19 protein-coding genes are annotated in these 20,420 nt (G+C 69.0%); 12 read left to right on the forward strand and 7 right to left on the reverse strand.

The genetic code is table 11. The features are described from left to right. Window positions 1-126 precede the first annotated feature (126 nt). Entirely contained in the window at window positions 127-453 is a 327-nt protein-coding gene (gene flhD / locus ACSQ4M_RS20945) for a flagellar transcriptional regulator FlhD (protein ID WP_436191347.1), read from the forward strand. Window positions 454-480: 27 nt separating this feature from the next. Next, complete coding sequence (gene flhC, locus ACSQ4M_RS20950; protein WP_056666639.1) at window positions 481-1,026, forward strand: flagellar transcriptional regulator FlhC; 546 nt, start codon at window positions 481-483, stop codon at window positions 1,024-1,026. 1 nt (window position 1,027) lies between these two features. Here flhC and ACSQ4M_RS20955 read toward each other — a convergent pair whose 3' ends face one another. Further along, a complete protein-coding gene (locus ACSQ4M_RS20955) occupies window positions 1,028-1,708 on the reverse strand; it encodes a CBS domain-containing protein (RefSeq protein WP_436191348.1) in 681 nt (226 codons plus the stop codon). 77 nt (window positions 1,709-1,785) lie between these two features. Here ACSQ4M_RS20955 and ACSQ4M_RS20960 point away from each other — a divergent pair, with 77 nt between their 5' ends. The 3 genes from ACSQ4M_RS20960 (at window position 1,786) to ACSQ4M_RS20970 (ending at window position 8,078) form a co-directional block, all read left to right on the forward strand. After that, a complete protein-coding gene (locus ACSQ4M_RS20960; RefSeq protein WP_436191349.1) occupies window positions 1,786-4,164 on the forward strand; it encodes a UvrD-helicase domain-containing protein in 2,379 nt (792 codons plus the stop codon). 89 nt (window positions 4,165-4,253) lie between these two features. After that, window positions 4,254-5,825 (forward strand): methyl-accepting chemotaxis protein, encoded by a 1,572-nt coding sequence (locus ACSQ4M_RS20965; protein ID WP_436191350.1) that lies wholly within the window; start codon window positions 4,254-4,256, stop codon window positions 5,823-5,825. A gap of 84 nt (window positions 5,826-5,909) precedes the next feature. Continuing rightward, entirely contained in the window at window positions 5,910-8,078 is a 2,169-nt protein-coding gene (locus ACSQ4M_RS20970) for a putative bifunctional diguanylate cyclase/phosphodiesterase (protein WP_436191351.1), read from the forward strand. A 30-nt stretch (window positions 8,079-8,108) separates the two neighbouring features. Here ACSQ4M_RS20970 and ACSQ4M_RS20975 read toward each other — a convergent pair whose 3' ends face one another. Beyond that, on the reverse strand, window positions 8,109-8,933 hold the full coding sequence (locus ACSQ4M_RS20975) for a hypothetical protein (RefSeq protein WP_436191352.1): 825 nt from the start codon (window positions 8,931-8,933) through the stop codon (window positions 8,109-8,111). 249 nt (window positions 8,934-9,182) lie between these two features. Between ACSQ4M_RS20975 and ACSQ4M_RS20980 the strand changes: the two genes are divergently transcribed. From ACSQ4M_RS20980 to ACSQ4M_RS20995, 4 genes are read left to right on the forward strand one after another with little or no spacing between them, the layout of a single operon-like run. After that, window positions 9,183-9,533: a DUF883 family protein gene (locus ACSQ4M_RS20980; RefSeq protein ID WP_436191353.1), complete on the forward strand. Its 351-nt coding sequence runs from the start codon at window positions 9,183-9,185 to the stop codon at window positions 9,531-9,533. 43 nt (window positions 9,534-9,576) lie between these two features. Continuing rightward, window positions 9,577-9,924, forward strand: a complete 348-nt coding sequence (locus ACSQ4M_RS20985; protein WP_436191354.1) for a winged helix-turn-helix domain-containing protein — start codon at window positions 9,577-9,579, stop codon at window positions 9,922-9,924. A 48-nt stretch (window positions 9,925-9,972) separates the two neighbouring features. Continuing rightward, window positions 9,973-10,656: a molybdate ABC transporter permease subunit gene (modB, locus tag ACSQ4M_RS20990; protein ID WP_436191355.1), complete on the forward strand. Its 684-nt coding sequence runs from the start codon at window positions 9,973-9,975 to the stop codon at window positions 10,654-10,656. Window positions 10,657-10,658: 2 nt separating this feature from the next. Continuing rightward, window positions 10,659-11,447 carry an ABC transporter ATP-binding protein gene (locus ACSQ4M_RS20995; RefSeq protein WP_436191356.1) on the forward strand — a complete coding sequence of 263 codons (789 nt, stop codon included), beginning with the start codon at window positions 10,659-10,661 and terminating at the stop codon, window positions 11,445-11,447. A gap of 3 nt (window positions 11,448-11,450) precedes the next feature. On the opposite strand, the gene ACSQ4M_RS21000 is transcribed toward ACSQ4M_RS20995, so the two are convergent. The 3 genes from ACSQ4M_RS21000 to ACSQ4M_RS21010 are packed head-to-tail and all read right to left on the reverse strand — an operon-like array spanning window position 11,451 to window position 13,535. Further along, window positions 11,451-12,224, reverse strand: coding sequence for a BPSS1780 family membrane protein (locus ACSQ4M_RS21000; RefSeq protein ID WP_436191357.1), 774 nt, complete (start codon window positions 12,222-12,224; stop codon window positions 11,451-11,453). Then, a complete protein-coding gene (locus tag ACSQ4M_RS21005; RefSeq protein WP_436191358.1) occupies window positions 12,221-13,192 on the reverse strand; it encodes a homoserine kinase in 972 nt (323 codons plus the stop codon). The genes ACSQ4M_RS21000 and ACSQ4M_RS21005 overlap by 4 nt, the downstream gene beginning before the upstream one ends. A 4-nt stretch (window positions 13,193-13,196) precedes the next feature. Further along, entirely contained in the window at window positions 13,197-13,535 is a 339-nt protein-coding gene (locus ACSQ4M_RS21010; RefSeq protein WP_436191359.1) for a hypothetical protein, read from the reverse strand. A 54-nt stretch (window positions 13,536-13,589) separates the two neighbouring features. Between ACSQ4M_RS21010 and polA the strand changes: the two genes are divergently transcribed. From polA to ACSQ4M_RS21025, 3 genes are all read left to right on the forward strand, one after another. Next, the gene (polA, locus tag ACSQ4M_RS21015) at window positions 13,590-16,394 is read left to right on the forward strand and encodes a DNA polymerase I (protein ID WP_436191360.1); all 2,805 of its coding nucleotides are present in this window, start codon (window positions 13,590-13,592) and stop codon (window positions 16,392-16,394) included. Window positions 16,395-16,499: 105 nt separating this feature from the next. Next, on the forward strand, window positions 16,500-17,399 hold the full coding sequence (locus ACSQ4M_RS21020) for a dienelactone hydrolase family protein (protein WP_436191361.1): 900 nt from the start codon (window positions 16,500-16,502) through the stop codon (window positions 17,397-17,399). A 133-nt stretch (window positions 17,400-17,532) separates the two neighbouring features. Continuing rightward, window positions 17,533-18,483, forward strand: coding sequence for a ferritin-like domain-containing protein (locus ACSQ4M_RS21025; protein WP_436191362.1), 951 nt, complete (start codon window positions 17,533-17,535; stop codon window positions 18,481-18,483). Between the two features lie 9 nt (window positions 18,484-18,492). On the opposite strand, the gene ACSQ4M_RS21030 is transcribed toward ACSQ4M_RS21025, so the two are convergent. Together ACSQ4M_RS21030 and ACSQ4M_RS21035 are read right to left on the reverse strand one after the other, a co-directional pair. Beyond that, entirely contained in the window at window positions 18,493-19,392 is a 900-nt protein-coding gene (locus ACSQ4M_RS21030; protein ID WP_436191363.1) for a sulfurtransferase, read from the reverse strand. Between the two features lie 46 nt (window positions 19,393-19,438). Then, on the reverse strand, window positions 19,439-20,362 hold the full coding sequence (locus ACSQ4M_RS21035) for a DMT family transporter (protein ID WP_436191364.1): 924 nt from the start codon (window positions 20,360-20,362) through the stop codon (window positions 19,439-19,441). Between the last annotated feature and the right edge of the window lie 58 nt (window positions 20,363-20,420).

The raw sequence follows: 20,420 nt of genomic DNA on the forward strand, positions 1-20,420 counted from the left end.
GCGTCCAGCCAACCCCCGACTCAACAGCTTTTGGGTGGCAACCACAATCCATTTCAACGGATCACGACCCCTCGCCTGCAGTAGACGCAGGCCTTCGGATCCGGTGACTTGCCAAGGAGTGCCGCCATGAACACCGACCAGATCATTGCCGAGATCCGCGAAGCCAACCTCACCTACCTGATGCTGGCCCAGAACCTGATCCGCCAGGACAAGGCGGCGGCACTGTTCCGCCTGGGCATCCAGGAAGAGGCGGCCGACATCCTGGGCACGCTGTCGGCTGCGCAGATCCTCAAGCTGGCCTCCAGCAACATGCTGCTGTGCCACTTCCGCGTGGACGACAACCTGGTCTGGAACCTGTTGACCAACCACGACGTGAAGAAGGTCGGAAACGAGGCCACCAACAAGCTGCACGCCAACATCCTGATGGCCGGCCGCCTGGCCGAAGTCATCTAAGCACCCACCGCCTGCAGGAGAACAGCCATGGCCGCCGCCTCGACCAAGAGTGTGCTGAACGACTCGCGCCAGATCGAGCGCGCCGCGATGCTGATCCAGATGGGCGCCCGCATGCAGGTGCTGGAGTCCGAGACGGACCTCTCCTACGAGCGGCTGCTGCGGCTGTACAAGGAGGTGGCGGGCAAGTCGCCGTCCAAGGGCCAGCTGCCGTTCTCCACGGACTGGTTCCTGTCCTGGCAGGAGAACATCCACTCCTCGCTGTTCCTGAACATCTACGAGTACCTGTCCAAGAGCATGGACATGGACCCGATCGACATGCTGACCAAGGCCTACCGGCTGTACCTGGAGCAGGTCGAGGCGGCCGAGATCGACCCGCTGCTCTCGTTCACGCGGGCCTGGCGTCTGGTCAAGTTCGTCGATGCCAACATGCTCAACATGACGGCCTGCAGCAGCTGCGGCGGCAAGTTCGTCTCCGAGCTGTACGAGAACCCGCGCACCTACCTGTGCGGCCTGTGCAACCCGCCGGCGCGCGCGGGCAAATGCAAGGGCGAACGCTCGCTGATGCTGCAGTAAATCAGCTCCACAGATCCAGCGGCGGCTCGTGCGCCACGGCGCGCACGATGTCGCTGCGCGAGACGAAGCCGACCACGGCCCCCGCGTCGTCCACCACGGGCAGGCCGGGCAGGCCGTCCTCGTGCAGCACGGCGGCCACGCGGCGGATCTCGTTGTCGGCCGAGGTGCTGGGCACGGGCGTCCACATCAGCGCCGACACCGGCTGCGCCATCAGCGCGGCCCAGGCCTCCTGCGACAGTTCCGGCACAGCCATGCGGTCGGCCGGGAACAGGTCGACGCGCAGCAGCAAGCCCACCAGCATGCCGGAGGCACTCACCACGGGCGCCTGCGCGTAGCCGTGGTAGGCCAGCAGTTTCCAGGCTTCCAGCACGGGTGTGTTCTCCGGCAGCGTGAGCACGGGCTGGTGCATGACCTCGGCCACGCGCGTGAGCGGCTGGCGCTGGGTCTCGGGCGCGCTGGTCTGGGCATAGGCGGCCAGCGCCGTCCGGCTCGCCACCGTCGTGCCGGCGGACGGCTCCAGCGTGGTGTTCAGCGTGGGATCGGCCGAGACGCGCTCGGGCAGCACTTCCTCGTTGGGATCGATGCGGCGCGTGCGCGCGGCCGCGTTGACGCGCTCGATCTGGCGCAGTTGCTCGGCCGAACCGGTGAACTGGCGACCGCTGACGCCGTAGACGGAAAACATGGGGAGCCTCCTTGGCGCGTGCGTGGGGCTGGACTGCGCCGGAAATTACCACAGCGCCCGCTTCCTACAATCGCCGCATGCTTCCTTTCGATCCCCCGGCCGCCGATGGCGCGTCGCCGCTGCTGCGCCAGCTCAATCCCGAACAGCTGGCCGCCGTCACCCTGCCGCAGGAACACGCGCTGATCCTGGCCGGCGCCGGTTCCGGCAAGACCCGCGTGCTGACCACCCGCATCGCCTGGCTCATGTCCACCGGGCAGGTCTCGCCCGGCGGCATCCTGGCCGTGACCTTCACCAACAAGGCCGCCAAGGAGATGATGACGCGGCTGGGCGCAATGCTGCCCGTCAACGTGCGCGGCATGTGGATCGGCACCTTCCACGGCCTGTGCAACCGCTTCCTGCGCGCCCACTACAAGCTGGCCAACCTGCCGCAGAGCTTCCAGATCCTGGACACGCAGGACCAGCTCTCGGCCATCAAGCGGCTGCTGAAGCAGCACAACATCGACGACGAGCGCTTTCCGCCCAAGCAGCTGCAGTACTACATCAGCGGCAACAAGGAGGAGGGCCTGCGCGCCCACAACCTCACGGGCCGCGACGAGGACACGCGCAAGAAGATCGAGCTCTACCGCCTGTACGACGAGCAATGCCAGCGCGAGGGCGTGGTCGACTTCGCCGAACTGTTGCTGCGCAGCTTCGAGCTGCTGCGCGACAACGATCCGATCCGCGAGCACTACCAGCGGCGCTTTCGCCACATCCTGATCGACGAGTTCCAGGACACCAACACGCTGCAGTACGCCTGGATCAAGATGCTGGCCGGCAAGGCCGAGATCGACCGCGGCCTGCCCCCAGGCCATGCCGGCAGCGTGCTGGCCGTGGGCGACGACGACCAGAGCATCTACGCCTTCCGCGGTGCGCGCGTGGGCAACATGTCCGACTTCGTGCGCGAGTTCGACGTGCGCCAGCAGATCAAGCTGGAGCAGAACTACCGCAGCCACGGCAACATCCTGGATTCGGCCAATGCGCTGATCGAGCACAACAGCCGCCGCCTGGGCAAGAACCTGCGCACCGACCAGGGCCCGGGCGAGCCGGTGCGCGTGGTCGAGCAGAGCAGCGACTTTGCCGAGGCGCAGTGGATGGTGGACGAGATCCGCCAGTTGGTGCGCGACGACGTACCGCGCAAGGAAATCGCCATCCTGTACCGCAGCAACGCGCAGAGCCGCGTGATCGAGACGGCGCTGTTCAATGCCGGCATGCCTTACCGCGTGTACGGCGGGCTGCGCTTTTTCGAGCGGGCCGAGATCAAGCACGCGCTGGCCTACCTGCGGCTGCTGGAGAACCGGCACGACGACACCAGCTTCCTGCGCGTCGTGAATTTCCCGCCGCGCGGCATCGGCGCGCGGAGCATCGAGCAGCTGCAGGACGCCGCGCGCACGCTCGGCTGCTCGCTCAACGACGCCGTGAGCAGCCTGACCGGCAAGGCCGGCAGCAACCTGACGGCCTTCGTCGCGCGCGTGGACGTCCTGCGCGAGCAGACCGCCGGCCTCACGCTGCGCGAGATCATCGAGCAGGTGCTGGACAACAGCGGCCTCGTTGAGCACTACAAGGCCGACCGCGAGGGCGCGGACCGGGTCGAGAACCTGGAGGAACTCGTCAACGCGGCCGAGAGCTTCGTGACACAGGAAGGCTTCGGCCGCGACGCCGTGGCGCTGCCGCTGGACGAGCATGGCCTGACCCAGTCGCCAGCCAGCCAGGGGCTGGACCCGAACGCGCCGGTCGTCGACGCGCCCTTGCCCGATGTGTCGCCCGACACCGGCGAAACCCTGTCGCCGCTGGCGGCCTTTCTGACCCACGCCGCGCTGGAGGCCGGTGACAACCAGGCCCAGGCCGGCCAGGACGCCGTGCAGCTCATGACCGTGCACTCGGCCAAGGGCCTGGAGTTCGACTGCGTGTTCATCGGCGGCATGGAGGAGGGCCTGTTCCCGCACGAGAACAGCATGACCGAGCGCGACGGCCTCGAAGAGGAGCGCCGCCTCATGTACGTGGCCATCACGCGCGCGCGCGACCGCCTGTACCTGAGCTTCTCGCAGACCCGGCTGCTGCACGGCCAGACCCGCTACAACCTGCGCAGCCGCTTCTTCGAGGAACTGCCCGAGGACGCGCTCAAGTGGATCACGCCGCGCCAGTCGGGCTTCGGCATGGGCAGCCGCGGGGCCGCACCGGGCCGCTTCGGCATCGAAGCAGGCAACTTCCCGTCTGCCGCCGCACCGCTGCCGCCGCAGAAGGCCGCGCCAAGCCACGGCCTGCGCGCCGGCATGAAGGTGTTCCACACCAAGTTCGGCGAGGGGACGGTCAAGCTGCTGGAAGGCAACGGCGACGACGCGCGCGCGCAGATCGACTTCCCGCGCCATGGCGTGAAGTGGCTCGCGCTGGCCGTGGCCAAGCTCACTCCCGTGCCCTGACTACTGGTTTCGCTCTATTTCCGAACTAATTCGTTCGGATATTGTGGGTAGATTCTGAGCTCTGGCGGCCCAAAACGGCCGGTTCCCACATGGCTGCAGCATCCGCTCCGCGTTCCCTCGGCACCGCCCAGCGCCTGGGCATCCTGATCGCCTGCGCGCTGGCGGGCGTGTTGGCGCTGTCCGCAGCCTTCCTGTGGTCCGAGCGCAGCCTCATCATGGAGGAGCGCCAGGCCAGCGTGCGCCAGAACGTGGAGGCAGCCCACAGCGTGCTCGTGCACTACCAGCGCGAGGCGGCCGCGGGCCGGCTCTCCGAGGCCGATGCCAAGCGCCAGGCCATCGCCACCATCAAGGCCATGCGCTACAGCGGCGCGGAGTACTTCTGGATCAACGACTTCACGCCGACCATGGTGATGCACCCGATCCGGCCCGAGCTGGACGGCAAGAACCTGTCGGAAAACAAGGACCCCACGGGCAAGCGCCTGTTCGTCGAGTTCGTCAACGTGGCCCGCGCCGCGGGCGCGGGCCACGTGCCCTACCTGTGGCCCAAGCCGGGCAGCGACAAGCCGGTGCCCAAGACCTCCTACGTGCAGGCCTTCCAGCCCTGGGGCTGGATCATCGGCTCGGGCGTCTATGTGGACACTGTGGAAGCCACGTTCCTCCAGCGCCTGCTGCGCTTCGGCCTCGCGGCGCTGGTGCTGGGCGCGGTGCTGGTCGGCGTCGGCGTGCTGGTCGCGCGCGGGCTGCTGCGCCAGCTGGGCGGCGAGCCGGCCTATGCGGTCGAGGTCGCGCAGCGCATCGCCCAGGGCGAACTCGACGTGGCCATCGCCGTGCCGGCCCGGGCCGAACGCAGCCTGTTGCATGCGATGCGCGGCATGCGCGACAGCATCGCCGGCATCGTGGGCGGCGTGCGCCAGGGTGCGGATGCGATCGCTGCGGCCTCCAGCGAGATCGCGGCGGGCAACCATGACCTGTCGGCGCGGACCGAGCGCCAGGCCAGCGCGCTGGAGCAGACAGCTGCCTCGATGGAGCAACTGACCGGCACCGTCAAGCAGAACGCGGACAACGCACGCCAGGCCAGCCAGCTGTCGGCCACGGCCTCACAGGTGGCGGGCAAGGGTGGGGCGGTGGTGACCGAGGTGGTGGCGACGATGGAGACGCTGACGGCCTCCTCGCGCAAGATCGTGGACATCATCGGCGTGATCGACGGCATCGCGTTCCAGACCAACATCCTCGCGCTGAACGCGGCCGTGGAGGCGGCGCGCGCCGGCGAGCAGGGCCGGGGCTTCGCGGTGGTGGCCGGCGAGGTGCGCCATCTGGCACAACGCTCGGCCGAGGCGGCCAAAGAGGTGCGCACGTTGATCCAGGCCTCGGTGCAGAACGCAGAGCACAGTAGCGGCCTGGTGCACCAGGCCGGCGCGACCATGCAGGAGATCGTGGACAGCGTGCAGCGCGTGTCGGCCATCGTCGCCGAGATCGCCGCCGCGAGCCAGGAGCAATCGCAGGGCATCGACCAGATCAACCAGGCGATCGCCGACATGGATGCCGTCACGCAGCAGAACGCGGCGCTGGTGGAGCAGTCCGCGGCGTCGGCCGCCGCGATGCGCACCCAGGCCGACCAGCTGGCGCAGCAGGTGGGCGTGTTCCGCATCGGCATGGGTTGAAGGCCCGGTCCGACACGATTGCGCCACATTCCGGGGAAGGACTGGCGTCACAGTCCGGGCACCGCCAAGGAGCCTGACACCGCGATGAGCCTGTTCCCCAGCCTGTTTCCCGAAATGAGCATCCGCCTGAAGTTGCTGGGTGCCTTTCTGGTGATGCTGGCGGGCTTCATCGTTCTGGCCGGCGCGGCCGTGGTGTTGCAGCTGGTGGGCGCGCAACGTGCGGCGCTGCAGGAGGCACAGCATGTGGCCGTGGCGGTGGCGCGCATGTCGGACCAGTCGGGCCCGGCGCAGCGCGACCGGCAGAGTTACTTCGACAGCCTGGGCGTGCTGTTCGACCGCGACATCTTCCTCGTCGATGGCCACGGTGTCGTGGTCGCCGCCACCGACCGCCGCGTCATCGGTCAGACCTACGATGTGCCCGAGATCGCGCAGGCCGTGGCCGAGGGCCGGCCGCGCGACTTCGTCGGCCCCGACGTGTCCGGCGGCAGCGAGGCGCACCAGGTCGTGGTGCCGCTGCCGGCGCCCGACGGGCCGGCCAGCCTGCATGGCGGCGATGCCGTGGTGTTCGAGTACACCCAGGTCTACGACACGCTGATGGCCGAGGCCAAGCAGGCCGCGCTGCTGACCGTGGTGGCGACCTTCGTCCTGGCCGTGCTGGGCTGGATCATGGCCTTTCGTGTCACGCACGCGCTGGTGCGCCCCCTGGCCGAACTCGAACAGACGGTGGCATTGGTGGCAGCCGGCAACCATGGCGCGCGCCTGCGTGTACGTTCCCACGACGAGGTCGGCCGGCTGGCCGCAGCCGTCAACCGCATGGCGGCGGACCTGCAGCGCCAGCACGCTGCGCTGCAGGAGCGCCATGCCGACCTGGCACGCAGCAATGCGCTGCTGCAGGACGGCATCACGCGCCAGCAGGAAGCTGCCGAGCGCATCGAGTACCTGGCCTACCACGACAGCCTCACGGCCTTGCCCAACCGCAACCAGTTTGGTGCGCTGCTGGCCGACGCGGTGGCCCGCGCCGAACGCGGACACCACCCCTTCGGCTTGTTCTTCGTCGACCTGGACCGTTTCAAGCAGATCAACGACACACTGGGGCATGGCGCCGGCGATGCGCTGCTGCAGGAGGTGGCCCACCGCCTGCGCCAGACCCTGCGCGCCGGCGATGCGATCGCGCGTTTGGGAGGCGACGAGTTCGTGGTGCTCGTGGACGAGTTGCGCAGCGACCGCCATGCCGAGGCCGTGGCGCACAAGATCCTGCAGGCCGTCGCCAAGCCCTTCGCCATTCCCGGCTACGAACTGCGTGTGACGGCCAGCGTAGGCATCAGCCGCCATGGGCGCGACGGCAGCGATGGGCAGACACTCATGAAGTACGCCGACATCGCCATGTACCAGGCCAAGGCCGCAGGCAAGAACAGCTTCGCCTTCTACTCCCCCGCGCACGACGACAACTCGATCGCCCGGCTGGAACTGGAGTCAAGGCTGCGCTGCGCGCTGGAGCTCGGAGAGCTGGAGCTGCACTACCAGCCCAAGCTCGACCTGCGCAGCGGCCGCATCACGGGCATGGAGGCGCTGCTGCGCTGGCCCAGCCCGGGCTTGGGCATGGTCTCGCCAGAGCAGTTCATTCCCGTGGCCGAGGAAACCGGGCTGATCGTGCCGTTGGGCAAGTGGGCGCTGCGCCAGGCCTGCCGGCAGAACATGGCCTGGCAAGCCCAGGGGCTGGACGGCCTGACGGTGGCCGTGAACCTGTCGCCACGCCAGTTCAGCGATCCCGACCTGTTGACCGACATCGTGTCCATCCTGCACGAGACCGGACTGGACGGCCGCCGGCTGGAGCTGGAGATCACCGAGAGCGCGATCATGCAGGACGCAGAGGCCGGCCGCCGGCTGCTGCGCTCGCTCAAGTCGCTGGGCGTGCGGATTGCCATCGACGATTTCGGCACCGGCTATTCCTCGCTGTCCACACTCAAGCAGTTCCCGATCGACACACTCAAGATCGACCGCTCCTTCATCGCCGACCTGGCCAGCGATCCGGAGGACCGCGGCCTGACCGAGGCCATCTTGCAGATGGCGCGCACGCTCAAGTTGCACGTCGTCGCCGAGGGCGTGGAGAACGAGGTGCAGCGGACCTTCCTGCAGGAGCGCGGCTGCGACGAACTGCAGGGGTTTCTGTTCAGCAAGCCGCTGCCGGCCGAGGCGTTCGTGGCGTTCGTGCGCAGCCAGAGCGGCGTTGACCGGCTGGCGTACTCGGCTTGAGTACAGCCGGGCAAGTGGCCTTGCCTACGGTCAGCGGGTACCTACGGCCGCAAGGCCCTTGCCGCGCTCCGCACCGTCATTGCCAGCGACGATCAGTTGCCGCTGACCATTGGGCAAGTTGAAGCTGACCGCCACTCCGTAGAAGCCTTGGCCCGAGCGGTTGCAGTTGGTGGAAACGTTGAACGCCAACGAGAAGTCGTAGACGTTTTTATTTGATACGCGCGGCTCCAGCTTGCCGCCGACTGCGCAGTAGTTGCCGCTTGCGCCATAGAGTGTGCCGTTCGCCGAGACATTGAAGGTCAAGGTCTCTCCTGCCAGAGTCGTCATCGTCCAACTGCCTGTGACATCGGACTGCACAGCAGGCGCGCTGTAGTCATATCCGTCTGCCAATGACTGGCCGTCCAGAGTCCAGACGGTGCTGCCGAATGTGAACGTGCCTTTGATGGATTTCTGTGCCGCGTCGTAGCTGGATTCGAGTTTGCCGGCGGGGGATGGCGACGCGCTGATGTTCACCGCATCGGGCACGTTGTATTGGCCGTTGCTGGAGGTCCCCGACCCTTGGACGAAGCCCGTCATGCTGAGCACGCCCGATGGTGACTTGTAGCCGTACAACGACCACAGCGCACCGTTCTCCAGTACCAGCGCGAGGAAGGTGTTGTTGTCTCCTGCGCCGCTCAGGCTGCCGCCATATACGCCCTCTGCGGATGCGTCGGGTGTCGGGACCGGCGTCGCAGGGTTCGTGGGTGTCACCACGGCATTCGGCTCGTCCTCGCCGCCACCGCAGGCTGCCAACAGCGCGGCCAATGTGACCGTCAATGCAAATTTGGGGCGGAATACGGATCGGGCTTGTCGCATGATTTGTTTTCGGTGCCGATGGCAGCATGGTTGTAAAAACTGCTTTCATTATAGAAATCGAGTGTGGACAGTTTTAATTCGCAATCTCTGATGTGCACATGAACGGCCGGGGCAGTGGCATCTCCTCCACTTGTCCTACGGCAGCAGTGCCAAAGCACGACGGCGCGCCTCCTTGAGGACCTCTTAAGCTGCATGCATGGTCTGCGCGCGTTCGTGTGTGTCTGTGCAGATCGATGGATAGGAGCATTCATGGACAAAGGCAGCGACTTTTCTTCCGACCCGCTTTCTGCTGACGGCACGCTGCAGCGCGGCATCCACAGGGTGGGCGACAGCCTGCATGGCGGCATCGACAAGGTGGTCGATCCTGTGCACGGCGTGGTGGAGCGCGCATCGGCAAGTGCACACCAAGCCGTGGACCGACTGGCCAGTGGTGTGGCGAGTGCGGCCCAGAATTTAGACGAACGGCTCGACAAGGCCCGTGCCACACCCCGCCATGCCGTAGATTGCGCGCGCGACTACGTGGCGGCACGCCCGCTCAAGGCCGTGGCTCTGGCATTCGCAGTGGGCTGGGTGTGGGGGCGCATCGGCGCCAACCGCTGAACAGGCACCGGCGACGCCGCGGCCGCCGGCACAATGTGCGGCCATGAAATCCAAAGTGCAGTTCCGCCTGCGCATCTACCGCGACGACAGCATCGCCATCGGGCCCGGCAAGGTCGCCCTGCTGGAGGCCGTTGCCGAGACCGGCTCGATCTCGGCGGCGGCGCGCCACCTGGGCATGTCCTACCGCCGGGCCTGGGTGCTCATCGACGAGACCAACCGTGCGCTGGCGCTGCCTGCGGTCAACACCGCGGCGGGCGGCGCGCACGGCGGCGGCACCGCACTGACCGAGGTGGGCATCGAACTCGTCACACGCTACCGGGCGATTGAAAACACGGCACGCCTGGCCGCCGCGGCCGACATCACGGCACTGAACCGCCTGCTCGCACCCTAGGCGGCCGGCTGCTTCGGGCGGGTGTGCCAGAATCTGCGCTGTATCTTCATGGACACGACGCGCGCACTCCTGGCCGGCATGGACTGGCATCCCCTGATCCTGTCGCTGCAGGTGGCCGCCTGGGCCACGGCCGTGGCGCTGGTGCTGGGCATGGCCCTGGGCTGGCTGGTGGGGCGTTGCCATTTCCCGGGCCGCCAGCTGCTCGAGGCCGCCTGCATGCTGCCCCTGGTGCTACCGCCCACCGTGGTCGGCTATGGCATCCTGGTGCTGGCCGGCCGGCGCAGCCCGCTCGGCGCCTGGCTGCGCGAACATTTCGACTACTCCATCATCTTCAGCTGGCATGGGGCCGTGGTGGCCTCGGCCATCGTGGCGCTGCCGCTGGTGCTCAAGTCGGCCAGCGCAGCGTTCGCCGGTGTGGACCGCTCGCTGGAGGCGGCTGCCAAGACACTGCGCCAGTCGCCGCTGTCGGTGTTCCTGCGCGTCACGCTGCCGCTGGCCTGGCCCGGCATCCTGGCCGGCACGCTGCTGGCCTTCGCGCGGGCCATGGGCGAGTTCGGCGCGTCGCTGATGGTGGCCGGTTCCATCCCGCAGCAGACGCAGACGCTGTCCATGGCCATCTATGACGCGAGCCAGGCCGGGCAGGACGATCTCGCGCTGCTGCTGGTCCTCATCACCTCGGTGTTGTCCATCACGGTGCTCGTGCTGTCCAATCGCTTGCTGGCGCCGCGCTGAACATGGCCGCACGCATCGATGTCGATCTGCAACTGACCGTGGCCGACGGGCGGCGCAGTTTCACGCTGTCGGCCGCCTTCGCGTCCGACGCCGCCTTCGTCGCGCTGTACGGCCCCTCGGGGTCGGGCAAGTCGCTCACGCTGCAGGCCATGGCCGGCCTGCTGCGGCCCGGCGCCGGCCATGTGCACGTGGCCGGTCGCACGCTGTTCGACGCGGCCACCGGCGTGGACCTGCCACCGGCCGCGCGTCGCGTCGGCTACCTGTTCCAGGACTACGCGCTGTTCCCGCACCTCACGGTGCGCCAGAACATCGGTTTCGGGCTGACCTCATGGCGCAGCCGGCGGCTGACGCCAGTGCAGCAGGCGCGCATCGACACGCTGCTGCAGAACTTCGGGCTGTCCGCCATGGCCGACAGCCGGCCCCAGACCCTGTCGGGCGGCCAGCGCCAGCGCGTGGCGCTGGCCCGGGCCCTGGCCTGCGAGCCCCAGCTGCTGCTGCTGGACGAACCCTTCGCGGCGCTGAACCCGATGCTGCGCGATGAGTTGCGGGTCGAGCTCGCGAGCGCCTGCCGGCAGGCCGGCATCCCCGCGCTCATGATCACGCACGACGTGGAGGATGCGCTGGCGCTGGCCGACGAGGCCTTCGTCTACGAGGAGGGCTGCGTCGTGCGGCGCGTGGACCTGCGCGCCGGCGTGCAGGTGGAACTGCGGCGCGCGGCGCTGGCCGGCGCGGCCCCGCTGGCCGCCACGCCCTCGCGCGCCAGGCTGCAGCGCATGCTGCTGGGCCGCTGAGCTTCAGGCCTCGCTGGGCAGTGCCGGCGTTTCGCTTTCCACGAAGCAATCGCGGAAGCTGAAGTAGATCGAGGTCGACATCATCGCCGCCATCAGGAAGGCGAACGGCATCATGACCATGCTCGCGGCCTCTGCGCTGCCGACCAGCGAAGCGAAGATCGCGATCACCATGCCCATGGCCATCACCAGGCCGGCCCAGGCCAGTCCGTAGACCAGGAAGGCGCGCGCATTGCGCAGGCAGGCCACGATGCTGAAGAACAGGCTCTTGGCCGGCGAGATGCCATGCCAGTGCACGAGCGCGGGTGCGTGCCAGAACATCAGGAAGATCGGCAGGTGCAGCAGCAGCGTGAGCAGCACCGCGCCACTGACCTGCTGGGCGGCGGCCGGCGTGCCGGCCGCGGCGGGAACCTCAGGCGTGGGCAGCAGCGCCGACACGATCAGCGACACCAGCGTGGACAGCACGGCATAGGCCAGGCCCAGCGCCAGCATGGCCTTCATGCGCTGCTGGCCGGCGCGGAAGGCGCTGGCCAGCACGGTCGGCATCGGGAAGCGCCCCTGCGCGGCCTCGCGCGTGGCGGCCATCAGGCCCAGCGTGCTGGCGGGCACCAGCACGCCAGCCAGCAGCACGCCGATGCCCGGCAGCTGCGAGACGATCAGCATGACCGCCATGTACATGAAGAACAGGCCGACCAGGGCCAGCGGCTGGCGGAAGAAGGTCTGGATGCCCTCGCGCACCCATTGGATGCCGGTGCGGGCGGGGACGATGTTCAGATTCATGCGAAGGCGGGCGCAAAGCGCGTCGCGCGGGCGCGCAGCACGCGCTCGAAGTGGCCGGGGTCGTGCGGGGTCAGCAACGCGGCTTCGCGCGGCAGGTGGAAGTCCCACAGCCGCGAGATCCAGAAGCGCAGGGCGCCGGCGCGCAGCATGGCGGGCAGCAGTTCGCGCTCGGGGCCGGTGAGCGCGCGCTCGGCACCGTAGGCCTGCAGGAAGGCGGCGGCGCGCTTGTCGTCGGCCTGGCCATCCGCAAGCAGGATGCACCAGTCGTTCAGGCACACGGCGATGTCGAACAGCCAGGTGTCCACGCCCGCGAAGTAGAAGTCGAAGAAGCCGGTCAGCACCGGGGCCTGGCCCGGCTGCTGCTCGAACATCACGTTGTCGCGGAACAGGTCGGCGTGCACCGGGCCACGCGGCAATGCCGCGTAGGCGGCCGAGGCAGCGACGTGGTTCTGGTAGGCCAGTTCGCTCTGCAGCAGCGCGGCCTGTTCCGGCTCCAGATGGGGCAGGACCATGGGTGCGGTTTCGTTCCACCAGGGCAGGCCGCGCAGGTTGGGCTGGTGCCGGTCGTAGTCGCGGCCGGCCAGGTGCATGCGCGCCAGCATGGCGCCCACGGCGGCGCAGTGCGCAGGGCCCGGGGACAGCTCGCTCGCACCGCGCAGCCGGTTGACCAGGGCGGCCGGCTTGCCGTTCACACGGTGCAGGATGCTGCCCTCGGCATCGGCCTTTGGGTCGGGCACCGGGATGCCGCGGCGCGCCAGGTGCTGCATCAGATGCAGGTAGAAGGGCAACTGCGCGAACGACAGGCGCTCGAACAGGGTCAGCACATACTGGCCGTGTTCGCTGTCGACGAAGTAGTTGGTGTTCTCGATGCCGCCCTGGATGCCGCGCAGGCCGCGCAGCGCGCCCAGCCCCAGGGTGTTCAGCAGGGCCTGGGCATCGTGTTCTGTGACCTCGGTGAAGACTGCCACGGTGTCAGAAGCCGAGCACTTTCCAGACGCGCTGCCCGGCATTGCCCTGGGCGTTGTCGCGTTCGTTGCCGGGGCGCACGCGCGCGCCGTTGTGCGGCACGATCTCGTAGGCCGGCATGGCGCTGTTGAGCGGCTGCACGGTGATGCTTTGCGGCTCGCCGCCGTAGCGCAGTTCGTCGATGCGCGCGCCCTTGTCCTCGATGCGGATGTGCTCGATCCGCTTGTCGGTGCCGGGCTGGCCCGGGTTGTCGGCCACCAGCGGCGGCGGGGCCGCGGCCGGGGCCTGGCCAAAGGCCGAAACCGTGGCCGCCAGGCTGAAACAGAGGAGGGCGAGTGCGCGCATGGATGGCATTGTAGGTGGCCGCAACGCCCTGGGCGCCGAAGGCACAATGCCCCGATGAGCGACACGAATACCCTGCTGCTGGTCGATGGTTCCAGCTATCTGTACCGGGCCTACCACGCGCTGCCGGACCTGCGCGGCCCCGACCAGTTCCCGACCGGCGCGCTCCACGGCATGGTGGCCATGCTGACCAAGTTGCGGGCGCAGTTCCCGTCGGCCCATGCGGTCTGCGTGTTCGACGCGCCGGGCAAGACCTTCCGCGACGACTGGTACCCCGAGTACAAGGCCAACCGTGCCGCCATGCCCGAGCCGCTGGTGCAGCAGATCGGCCCGATCCACGAGGTGGTGCGGCTGCTGGGCTGGCCGGTGCTGTCGATCGCCGGCATCGAGGCCGACGACGTGATCGGCACGCTGGCGCGTTCCATGGCGGCGCGCGGCGGTACGGTGGTGGTGTCCACCGGCGACAAGGACATGGCGCAGCTGGTCGACGACCACGTCACGCTGATCAACACCATGAGCAACGAGACGCTGGACCCGGCCGGCGTGCTGGCCAAGTTCGGCGTGCCGCCCGAGCGCATCGTGGACTACCTGTCCCTGATCGGCGACACGGTGGACAACGTGCCCGGTGTGGACAAGGTCGGCCCGAAAACAGCCGTGAAATGGCTGACCGAGCACGGCTCGCTCGACGGCGTGATGGCCGCCGCGGGCAGCATCAAAGGTGTGGCCGGCGACAACCTGCGCAAGGCGCTGGACTGGCTGCCGCTGGGCCGCAGGCTCGTGACCATCCGTACCGACTGCGACCTGGCCGAGCACGTGGCCGGCTGGCCGGCCGAGGCCGGCTTCGATGCGCTGAAGTTCGCCGAGCCCGATCCTGTGCAACTGCTTGCCTTCTACCAGCGTTACGGATTCAAGACCATGGCCCGCGAGCTGGAAGCGCGCATGGCTGCCACCAAGCCCGCGCCGGCCGGCACCGACGACCTGTTCGCCGAAGGCCAGGGCGACACCGAGGCACCGGCCGCCACGGCCTGCGAGCCGACACCGCCCAGTGGCAACTACCAGACCATCGCCACCTGGGAACAGCTGGACGCCTGGATCTCCCGCCTGCGCGCCGCGCCGCTGGCCGCCATCGACACCGAGACCGACTCGCTGGACCCGATGCGCGCGCGCATCGTCGGCATCTCGTTCGCGCTGCAGGCACGCGAGGCCGCCTACATCCCGCTCGCCCACAACTACGCCGATGTGCCCGACCAGCTGCCGCTGGACGAGGTGTTGGCCAAGCTGCAACCCTGGCTGGAAGACGAGGCCGCCGGCAAGATGGGCCAGAACATCAAGTACGACAGCCACGTGTTCGCCAACCACGGCATCACGGTGCGCGGCTGGCGCCACGACACGCTGCTGCAGAGCTATGTGATCGAAGCACACAAGCCGCACAGCCTGGAGAGCCTGGCCGACCGCCACCTGGGCCGCAAGGGCCTGTCCTACGAGGAGATCTGCGGCAAGGGCGCCAAGCAGATCCCGTTCGCCCAGGTCGACGTGCAGACCGCCACCACCTATTCGGGCGAGGACAGCGAGATGGTGCTGGACGTGCACCGCGTGCTGTGGCCCGAGCTCGAAGCCGAGCCGGCCGCCGCGCCGAGCCGGCGCTACGTCTACGAGCAGATCGAGATGCCGACCAGCGGCGTGCTGCAGCGCGTGGAGCGCCATGGCGTGCTGGTCGATGCGGCCGTGCTGCACAAGCAGAGCCAGGCCCTGGCCGAGCGCATGATCGCCCTGGAGCAGGAGGCCTACGACCTGGCCGGCCAGCCCTTCAACATGGGCAGTCCCAAGCAGATCGGCGAGATCCTGTTCACCAAGCTTGGCATCCCGGTGCAGAAGAAGACCGCGACGGGCGCGCCGTCCACCGACGAGGAGGTGCTGGAGAAACTCGCGGCCGACTACCCCTTGCCCGCGCGCCTGCTCGAGCACCGCGGCCTGTCCAAGCTCAAGAGCACCTACACCGACAAGCTGCCGCTGATGGTCAACCCGATCACCGGCCGCGTGCACACCAACTACGCGCAGGCCGTGGCCGTGACGGGCCGGCTGTCCAGCAACGAGCCCAACCTGCAGAACATCCCGATCCGCACACCCGAAGGCCGGCGCGTGCGCGAGGCCTTCATCGCGCCGCCGGGCCACCAGATCGCCAGCGCCGACTACTCGCAGATCGAGCTGCGCATCATGGCCCACATCAGCGAGGACCCGGGCCTGCTGGCCGCCTTCGCCGAGGGCCGCGACGTGCACCGCGCCACCGCGGCCGAGGTCTTCGGTGTAGCCGTGGAGGCCGTCAGCAGCGAGCAGCGCCGCTACGCCAAGGTCATCAACTTCGGCCTGATCTACGGCATGGGCGCCTTCGGCCTGGCCAGCAACCTCGGCATCGACCAGAAGGCGGCCAAGAACTACATCGACCGCTACTTCGACCGCTTCGCCGGCGTCAAGCGCTACATGGACGAGACGCGCGCCAAAGCGGCGGAGCAGGGTTATGTGGAGACCCTGTTCGGCCGGCGCATCGTGCTGCCCGAGATCCAGGGCGGCAGCGGCCCGCGCCGCGCCGCGGCCGAGCGCCAGGCCATCAACGCGCCCATGCAGGGCACGGCGGCCGACCTCATCAAGCTGGCCATGATCGCCGTGCAGGCCGAACTCGACCGCACCGGCCAATCCACGCGCATCGTGATGCAGGTGCACGACGAACTCGTGTTCGAGCTGCCCGAGCAGGAAGCCGACTGGGTGCGCACCGAGGTGCCGCGGCTGATGGCCGGCGTGGCCAGCCTCAAGGTGCCGCTGCTGGCCGAGGTGGGCTTCGGCGCCAACTGGGACCAGGCGCACTGAACCCTGCGGGCTGGCGCGACTGCGCTACCGTCGCGCGCGACCGCCCGGCACGGAACTGTCGGCGCCGGCGCGGCTCAGTCCACTTCCATCCACCCAGGAGCCAGCATGCTGCGTGAAGATCTCCAGTCCGATTTCGACTCCTTGCTGCCCGGCAGCACCACCGAACAGGGCGCCTCGCGCCGCACCGCGCTGAAAGCGGCGCTGGGCGTGGGCTACGCGGCCTCGGTCCTGCCCACGATGGCGCAGACGGCGGTCAAGACCTCGTCCGAGGGGCTGACCGTTGGCGAGGTCGGCTTCGAGGTCAACGGCTTCAAGGTGCCGGCCTACCGCGCCGCGCCGGCCGGCAAGACCGGCCTGCCTGTGGTGCTCGTGGTCCAGGAGATCTTCGGTGTGCACGAGTACATCGCCGACACCGCGCGCCGTTTCGCCAAGGCCGGCTACCTGGCGATCGCCCCCGAGCTGTATGCGCGCCAGGGCGATCCGGGCCAGTACGGAGAGATCGCCAGGCTGCAGGCCGAACTGGTGTCCAAGGTGCCCGACGCGCAGGTCATGGCCGACCTGGACGGCGCCGTCCAATGGGCCGGCGCCAACGGGGGCGACGTCACCAAGGTCGGCATCACCGGCTTTTGCTGGGGCGGCCGCATCACCTGGCTGTACAGCGCGCACAGCCCCAACGTGAAGGCCGGCGTGGCCTGGTATGGCCGCTTGGTCGGCAATGCCAGCGCCACCACGCCGCACCACCCGGTCGACGTGGCGGGCCAGTTGCACGGGCCGGTGCTGGGCCTGTATGGCGCGGCCGACACCGGCATCCCGCTGGACACGGTGGAGAAGATGAAGGTCGCGCTGGCCCAGGGCAGTGCGGCCGCCAAGGCCTCCGAGTTCGTCGTCTATCCCGACGCGCCGCATGCCTTCCATGCGGACTACCGGCCCAGCTTCCGCCAGGGCCCGGCCGAAGACGGCTGGCAGCGCGCCCTGGCCTGGTTCAAGGCCAAGGGCGTGGCCTGATCCGGGGCGGCGCTGCGGCCTGCGCCTACGGGCGGCTTCGGGCCTGGACGACGCCGCGGCTGCCGAGGCGCGCCGACCATGGGGACATGTCCCGCGACGGGACCTTGTTCAACCTGAGCGAAGGAGCACCACCATGGCAGCAGCCGACGAACGCGATCTGCGCGACCAGCGCAACCTCGATCCCATCACCGAAGCACCCGGCGCGCATCCTGTAGGCACCGGTGTCGGCGCCACCGGCGGCGGCGTCGCCGGTGCGGCCATCGGCGCCGTCGGCGGCCCGATCGGCGCTGCCGTCGGCCTGGTCGCCGGCGCCATCGTGGGCGGCCTGGCTGGCAAGGCCACGGCCGAGCGCATCAACCCCACGGTCGAGGAAGCCTACTGGCGCGAAAGCTATACGCGCGAGCCCTACTACGAAGCCGGTCGCAGCTTCGACGACTATGGCCCTGCCTATGCCTACGGCTGGGGTGCCACCACGACCTATCCGGGCCCGTTCGAGGAGGTCGAACCGGCGCTGGCGCGCGACTGGGACAGCCGGCGCGGCAACTCGTCGCTGGACTGGCAGCAGGCCCGCCCCGCCACGCGCGCCGCCTGGGACCGCGTGCAGGCGCCAGCCACCAGCACGGGCGACTACGACCGCGACGAGGTGCTGGAGTCGCTGGACGACCTGCTCAAGACCTGCCGCGACGGCGAGAAGGGCTTCAAGGAGGCAGCCGAACACACGCGCACCGCCAGCCTGGCCACCTTGCTGCGCGACCGCGCCCAGAGCTGCGCCCGCGGTGCCGAGGACCTCGTCGCGGCGATCGGTCGCCTGGGCGGTGAGGCCAACGACCGCGGCAGCGCCACGGGCGCGTTGCACCGCGGCTGGGTCAGCGCACGTGGCAGCGTCGGCGCCTTGAGCGACCTGGACATGCTGGAGGAATGCGAGCGCGGCGAGGATGCGGCGCTGGCCCGCTACCGCAAGGTGCTGGCGCAGGCGCTGCCGGCCGATGTGCGCACGCTGGTGCAGCAGCAGATGGCCGGCGCCCAGCGCAACCACGACGAGATCAAGCGCCTGCGCGATGCCGAACGCGCGCGCAAGGGCTGATCGCGGCGCTCAGCCGCCCGTGGCGACCGGACGGCTCCGGTCGCTGCACCAGTCGCTCCAGCTACCGGCATAGAGCGCGGTGGCAGGGTAGCCGGCCACCTGCATGGCGAGCAGGTTGGGCACGGCGCTGACGCCGCTACCGCATTGGTGCACCACGCTGGCCGGGTCGCGTCCGGCCAGCAGCGCGTCGAATTCGGCGCGCAGTTGCTGCGCGGGCTTGAAGCGCCCGTCTTCGCCGATGTTCTGGGCGAACGGGCGGTTCAGCGCGCCCGGGATGTGGCCGGCCACCGGGTCGAGCGGTTCGGTCTCGCCACGAAAACGCGGGCCTGCGCGCGCATCGAGCACGGTCTGCGCGGGACTGTCCAACCGCGCCAGCACCGCATCGGCATCGACGAGGCGCGCCAGCGGCGCACGCAGTTCGAAGTTGCTGCGGAAGTGGCCCGGCTCCTCGCCGGCCACCACCTCGCCGCCGCTGGCCTGCCAGGCCTGCAAACCGCCATCGAGCACGGCCACGGCCTCGTGGCCGGCCCACTTGAGCATCCACCAGAGCCGGCCGCAGTAGTTGGCGCCCTGGCGGTCGTAGACCACCGCCTGCATGCCATTGGCAAAGCCGACGCTGGACAGCCAGATCGCGAACTTCTCGCGGTTGGGCAGCGGGTGGCGTCCACCCGAGGCCGGCGCGTCGGCCGCCTGCGCGGTCAGCGTGCCGTGCCTGCCCGGTGCGCCGTGCATGGCGCTCAGGTGGCGGTCGAGGTCGGCGCGCACAGCGCCGGGGATGTGGGCGTCGCGGTACTGGGCGTCACCGGCCTGCGGCTGCATGAGTTCGAAGCTGCAGTCGAACAGCATCTGCGGCTGGCCGCTGGCGCGCAGGGCGCGCAACTGTTCCGGCGTGATCAGGGTGGTGTACATGGGCACTCGGCTTCGTGTTGGACACGCCATTGTGGCGCCCCGGGCCTCAATGCTCCTCCGCCGGTGCCTTGGGCACGGCGCGCTGGCGCAGCACCGTGGCCACCACCCCGCTCGCGATGACCAGGCCCATGCCCACCACGCCCGTCGTGTCGATCACGTCGTCGAACAGCAGCACGCTGAAGATAGACGCGAAGACGATGCCCGAGTACTGCAGATTGGCCACCACCAGCGTGCCGGCCTGGGTCTTGGCCTGGGCATAGGCGCGCGTCATGCACAGCTGGCCCAGGGCCGCCAGCACGCCGATGGGCAGCAGCCACAGCGCGTGCAGCCAGTTCCAGGGCGACAGGCCGGTGAACAGCATCCACAGCCCGCCCATCGCGGCTGCGCCGAGCGCGAAATAGAACACCGTGCGCGTCTCGGGCTCACCGATGCGCGACAGCGCGATGACCTGCAGGTAGGCGAAGGCCGCCGTGAGGCCCGAGATCAGCCCCACCATGCTGGCGAAGCCCTGGCCGGGGTTCACGTCGGGCTTCAGGATCATCACCACGCCGGCGAAGCCGACCAGCACCGTCAGCGCCAGCACGCCCTGCAGCGGGGGCAGCGGCACGCGGCCGTCGCGGCCCGGGATCGGCACCCAGGCCAGCAGCGCGCCGCCGACCAGGAAGGTGGCGATCCAGATGCTGCTCATGTAGTTCAGCGTCATCGCCGCCGACAGCGGGATGTGCGCGATGGCGTAGAACCAGCAGCCCAGCGAGAAGGTGCCGATCACGCTGCGCCAGACATGCATGCCCGGGTAGCGCGTGGCCAGCGAGACGCCCTGGCGCCGGGCCAGCACGCCGATGAAGACCACGCCGACGATGCCGCGCCAGAACACCAGTTCGGCGCTGTTGAACGAGGCCGATGCGAACTTGACGCACACCCCCATGGCGGCGAACAGGAACGCCGACGCCACCATCCAGAGACCTTGCATGACCGCTCTTGCTTGTTGTTGTGAGGGGGAAAAGAAAAAGGGGCCGAGGCCCCTTGGC

This window comes from Pseudorhodoferax sp. LjRoot39 (assembly GCF_964253035.1).
Taxonomy (GTDB): domain Bacteria; phylum Pseudomonadota; class Gammaproteobacteria; order Burkholderiales; family Burkholderiaceae_C; genus Pseudorhodoferax.

Coding starts and splice junctions, on each gene's coding strand:
- flhD (WP_436191347.1), top strand. CDS start 127: ATGAACACCGACCAGATCATTGCCGAGATCCGCGAAGCCAACCTCACC.
- flhC (WP_056666639.1), top strand. CDS start 481: ATGGCCGCCGCCTCGACCAAGAGTGTGCTGAACGACTCGCGCCAGATC.
- ACSQ4M_RS20955 (WP_436191348.1), bottom strand. CDS start 1,708: ATGTTTTCCGTCTACGGCGTCAGCGGTCGCCAGTTCACCGGTTCGGCC.
- ACSQ4M_RS20960 (WP_436191349.1), top strand. CDS start 1,786: ATGCTTCCTTTCGATCCCCCGGCCGCCGATGGCGCGTCGCCGCTGCTG.
- ACSQ4M_RS20965 (WP_436191350.1), top strand. CDS start 4,254: ATGGCTGCAGCATCCGCTCCGCGTTCCCTCGGCACCGCCCAGCGCCTG.
- ACSQ4M_RS20970 (WP_436191351.1), top strand. CDS start 5,910: ATGAGCCTGTTCCCCAGCCTGTTTCCCGAAATGAGCATCCGCCTGAAG.
- ACSQ4M_RS20975 (WP_436191352.1), bottom strand. CDS start 8,933: ATGCGACAAGCCCGATCCGTATTCCGCCCCAAATTTGCATTGACGGTC.
- ACSQ4M_RS20980 (WP_436191353.1), top strand. CDS start 9,183: ATGGACAAAGGCAGCGACTTTTCTTCCGACCCGCTTTCTGCTGACGGC.
- ACSQ4M_RS20985 (WP_436191354.1), top strand. CDS start 9,577: ATGAAATCCAAAGTGCAGTTCCGCCTGCGCATCTACCGCGACGACAGC.
- modB (WP_436191355.1), top strand. CDS start 9,973: ATGGACACGACGCGCGCACTCCTGGCCGGCATGGACTGGCATCCCCTG.
- ACSQ4M_RS20995 (WP_436191356.1), top strand. CDS start 10,659: ATGGCCGCACGCATCGATGTCGATCTGCAACTGACCGTGGCCGACGGG.
- ACSQ4M_RS21000 (WP_436191357.1), bottom strand. CDS start 12,224: ATGAATCTGAACATCGTCCCCGCCCGCACCGGCATCCAATGGGTGCGC.
- ACSQ4M_RS21010 (WP_436191359.1), bottom strand. CDS start 13,535: ATGCGCGCACTCGCCCTCCTCTGTTTCAGCCTGGCGGCCACGGTTTCG.
- polA (WP_436191360.1), top strand. CDS start 13,590: ATGAGCGACACGAATACCCTGCTGCTGGTCGATGGTTCCAGCTATCTG.
- ACSQ4M_RS21020 (WP_436191361.1), top strand. CDS start 16,500: ATGCTGCGTGAAGATCTCCAGTCCGATTTCGACTCCTTGCTGCCCGGC.
- ACSQ4M_RS21025 (WP_436191362.1), top strand. CDS start 17,533: ATGGCAGCAGCCGACGAACGCGATCTGCGCGACCAGCGCAACCTCGAT.
- ACSQ4M_RS21030 (WP_436191363.1), bottom strand. CDS start 19,392: ATGTACACCACCCTGATCACGCCGGAACAGTTGCGCGCCCTGCGCGCC.
- ACSQ4M_RS21035 (WP_436191364.1), bottom strand. CDS start 20,362: ATGCAAGGTCTCTGGATGGTGGCGTCGGCGTTCCTGTTCGCCGCCATG.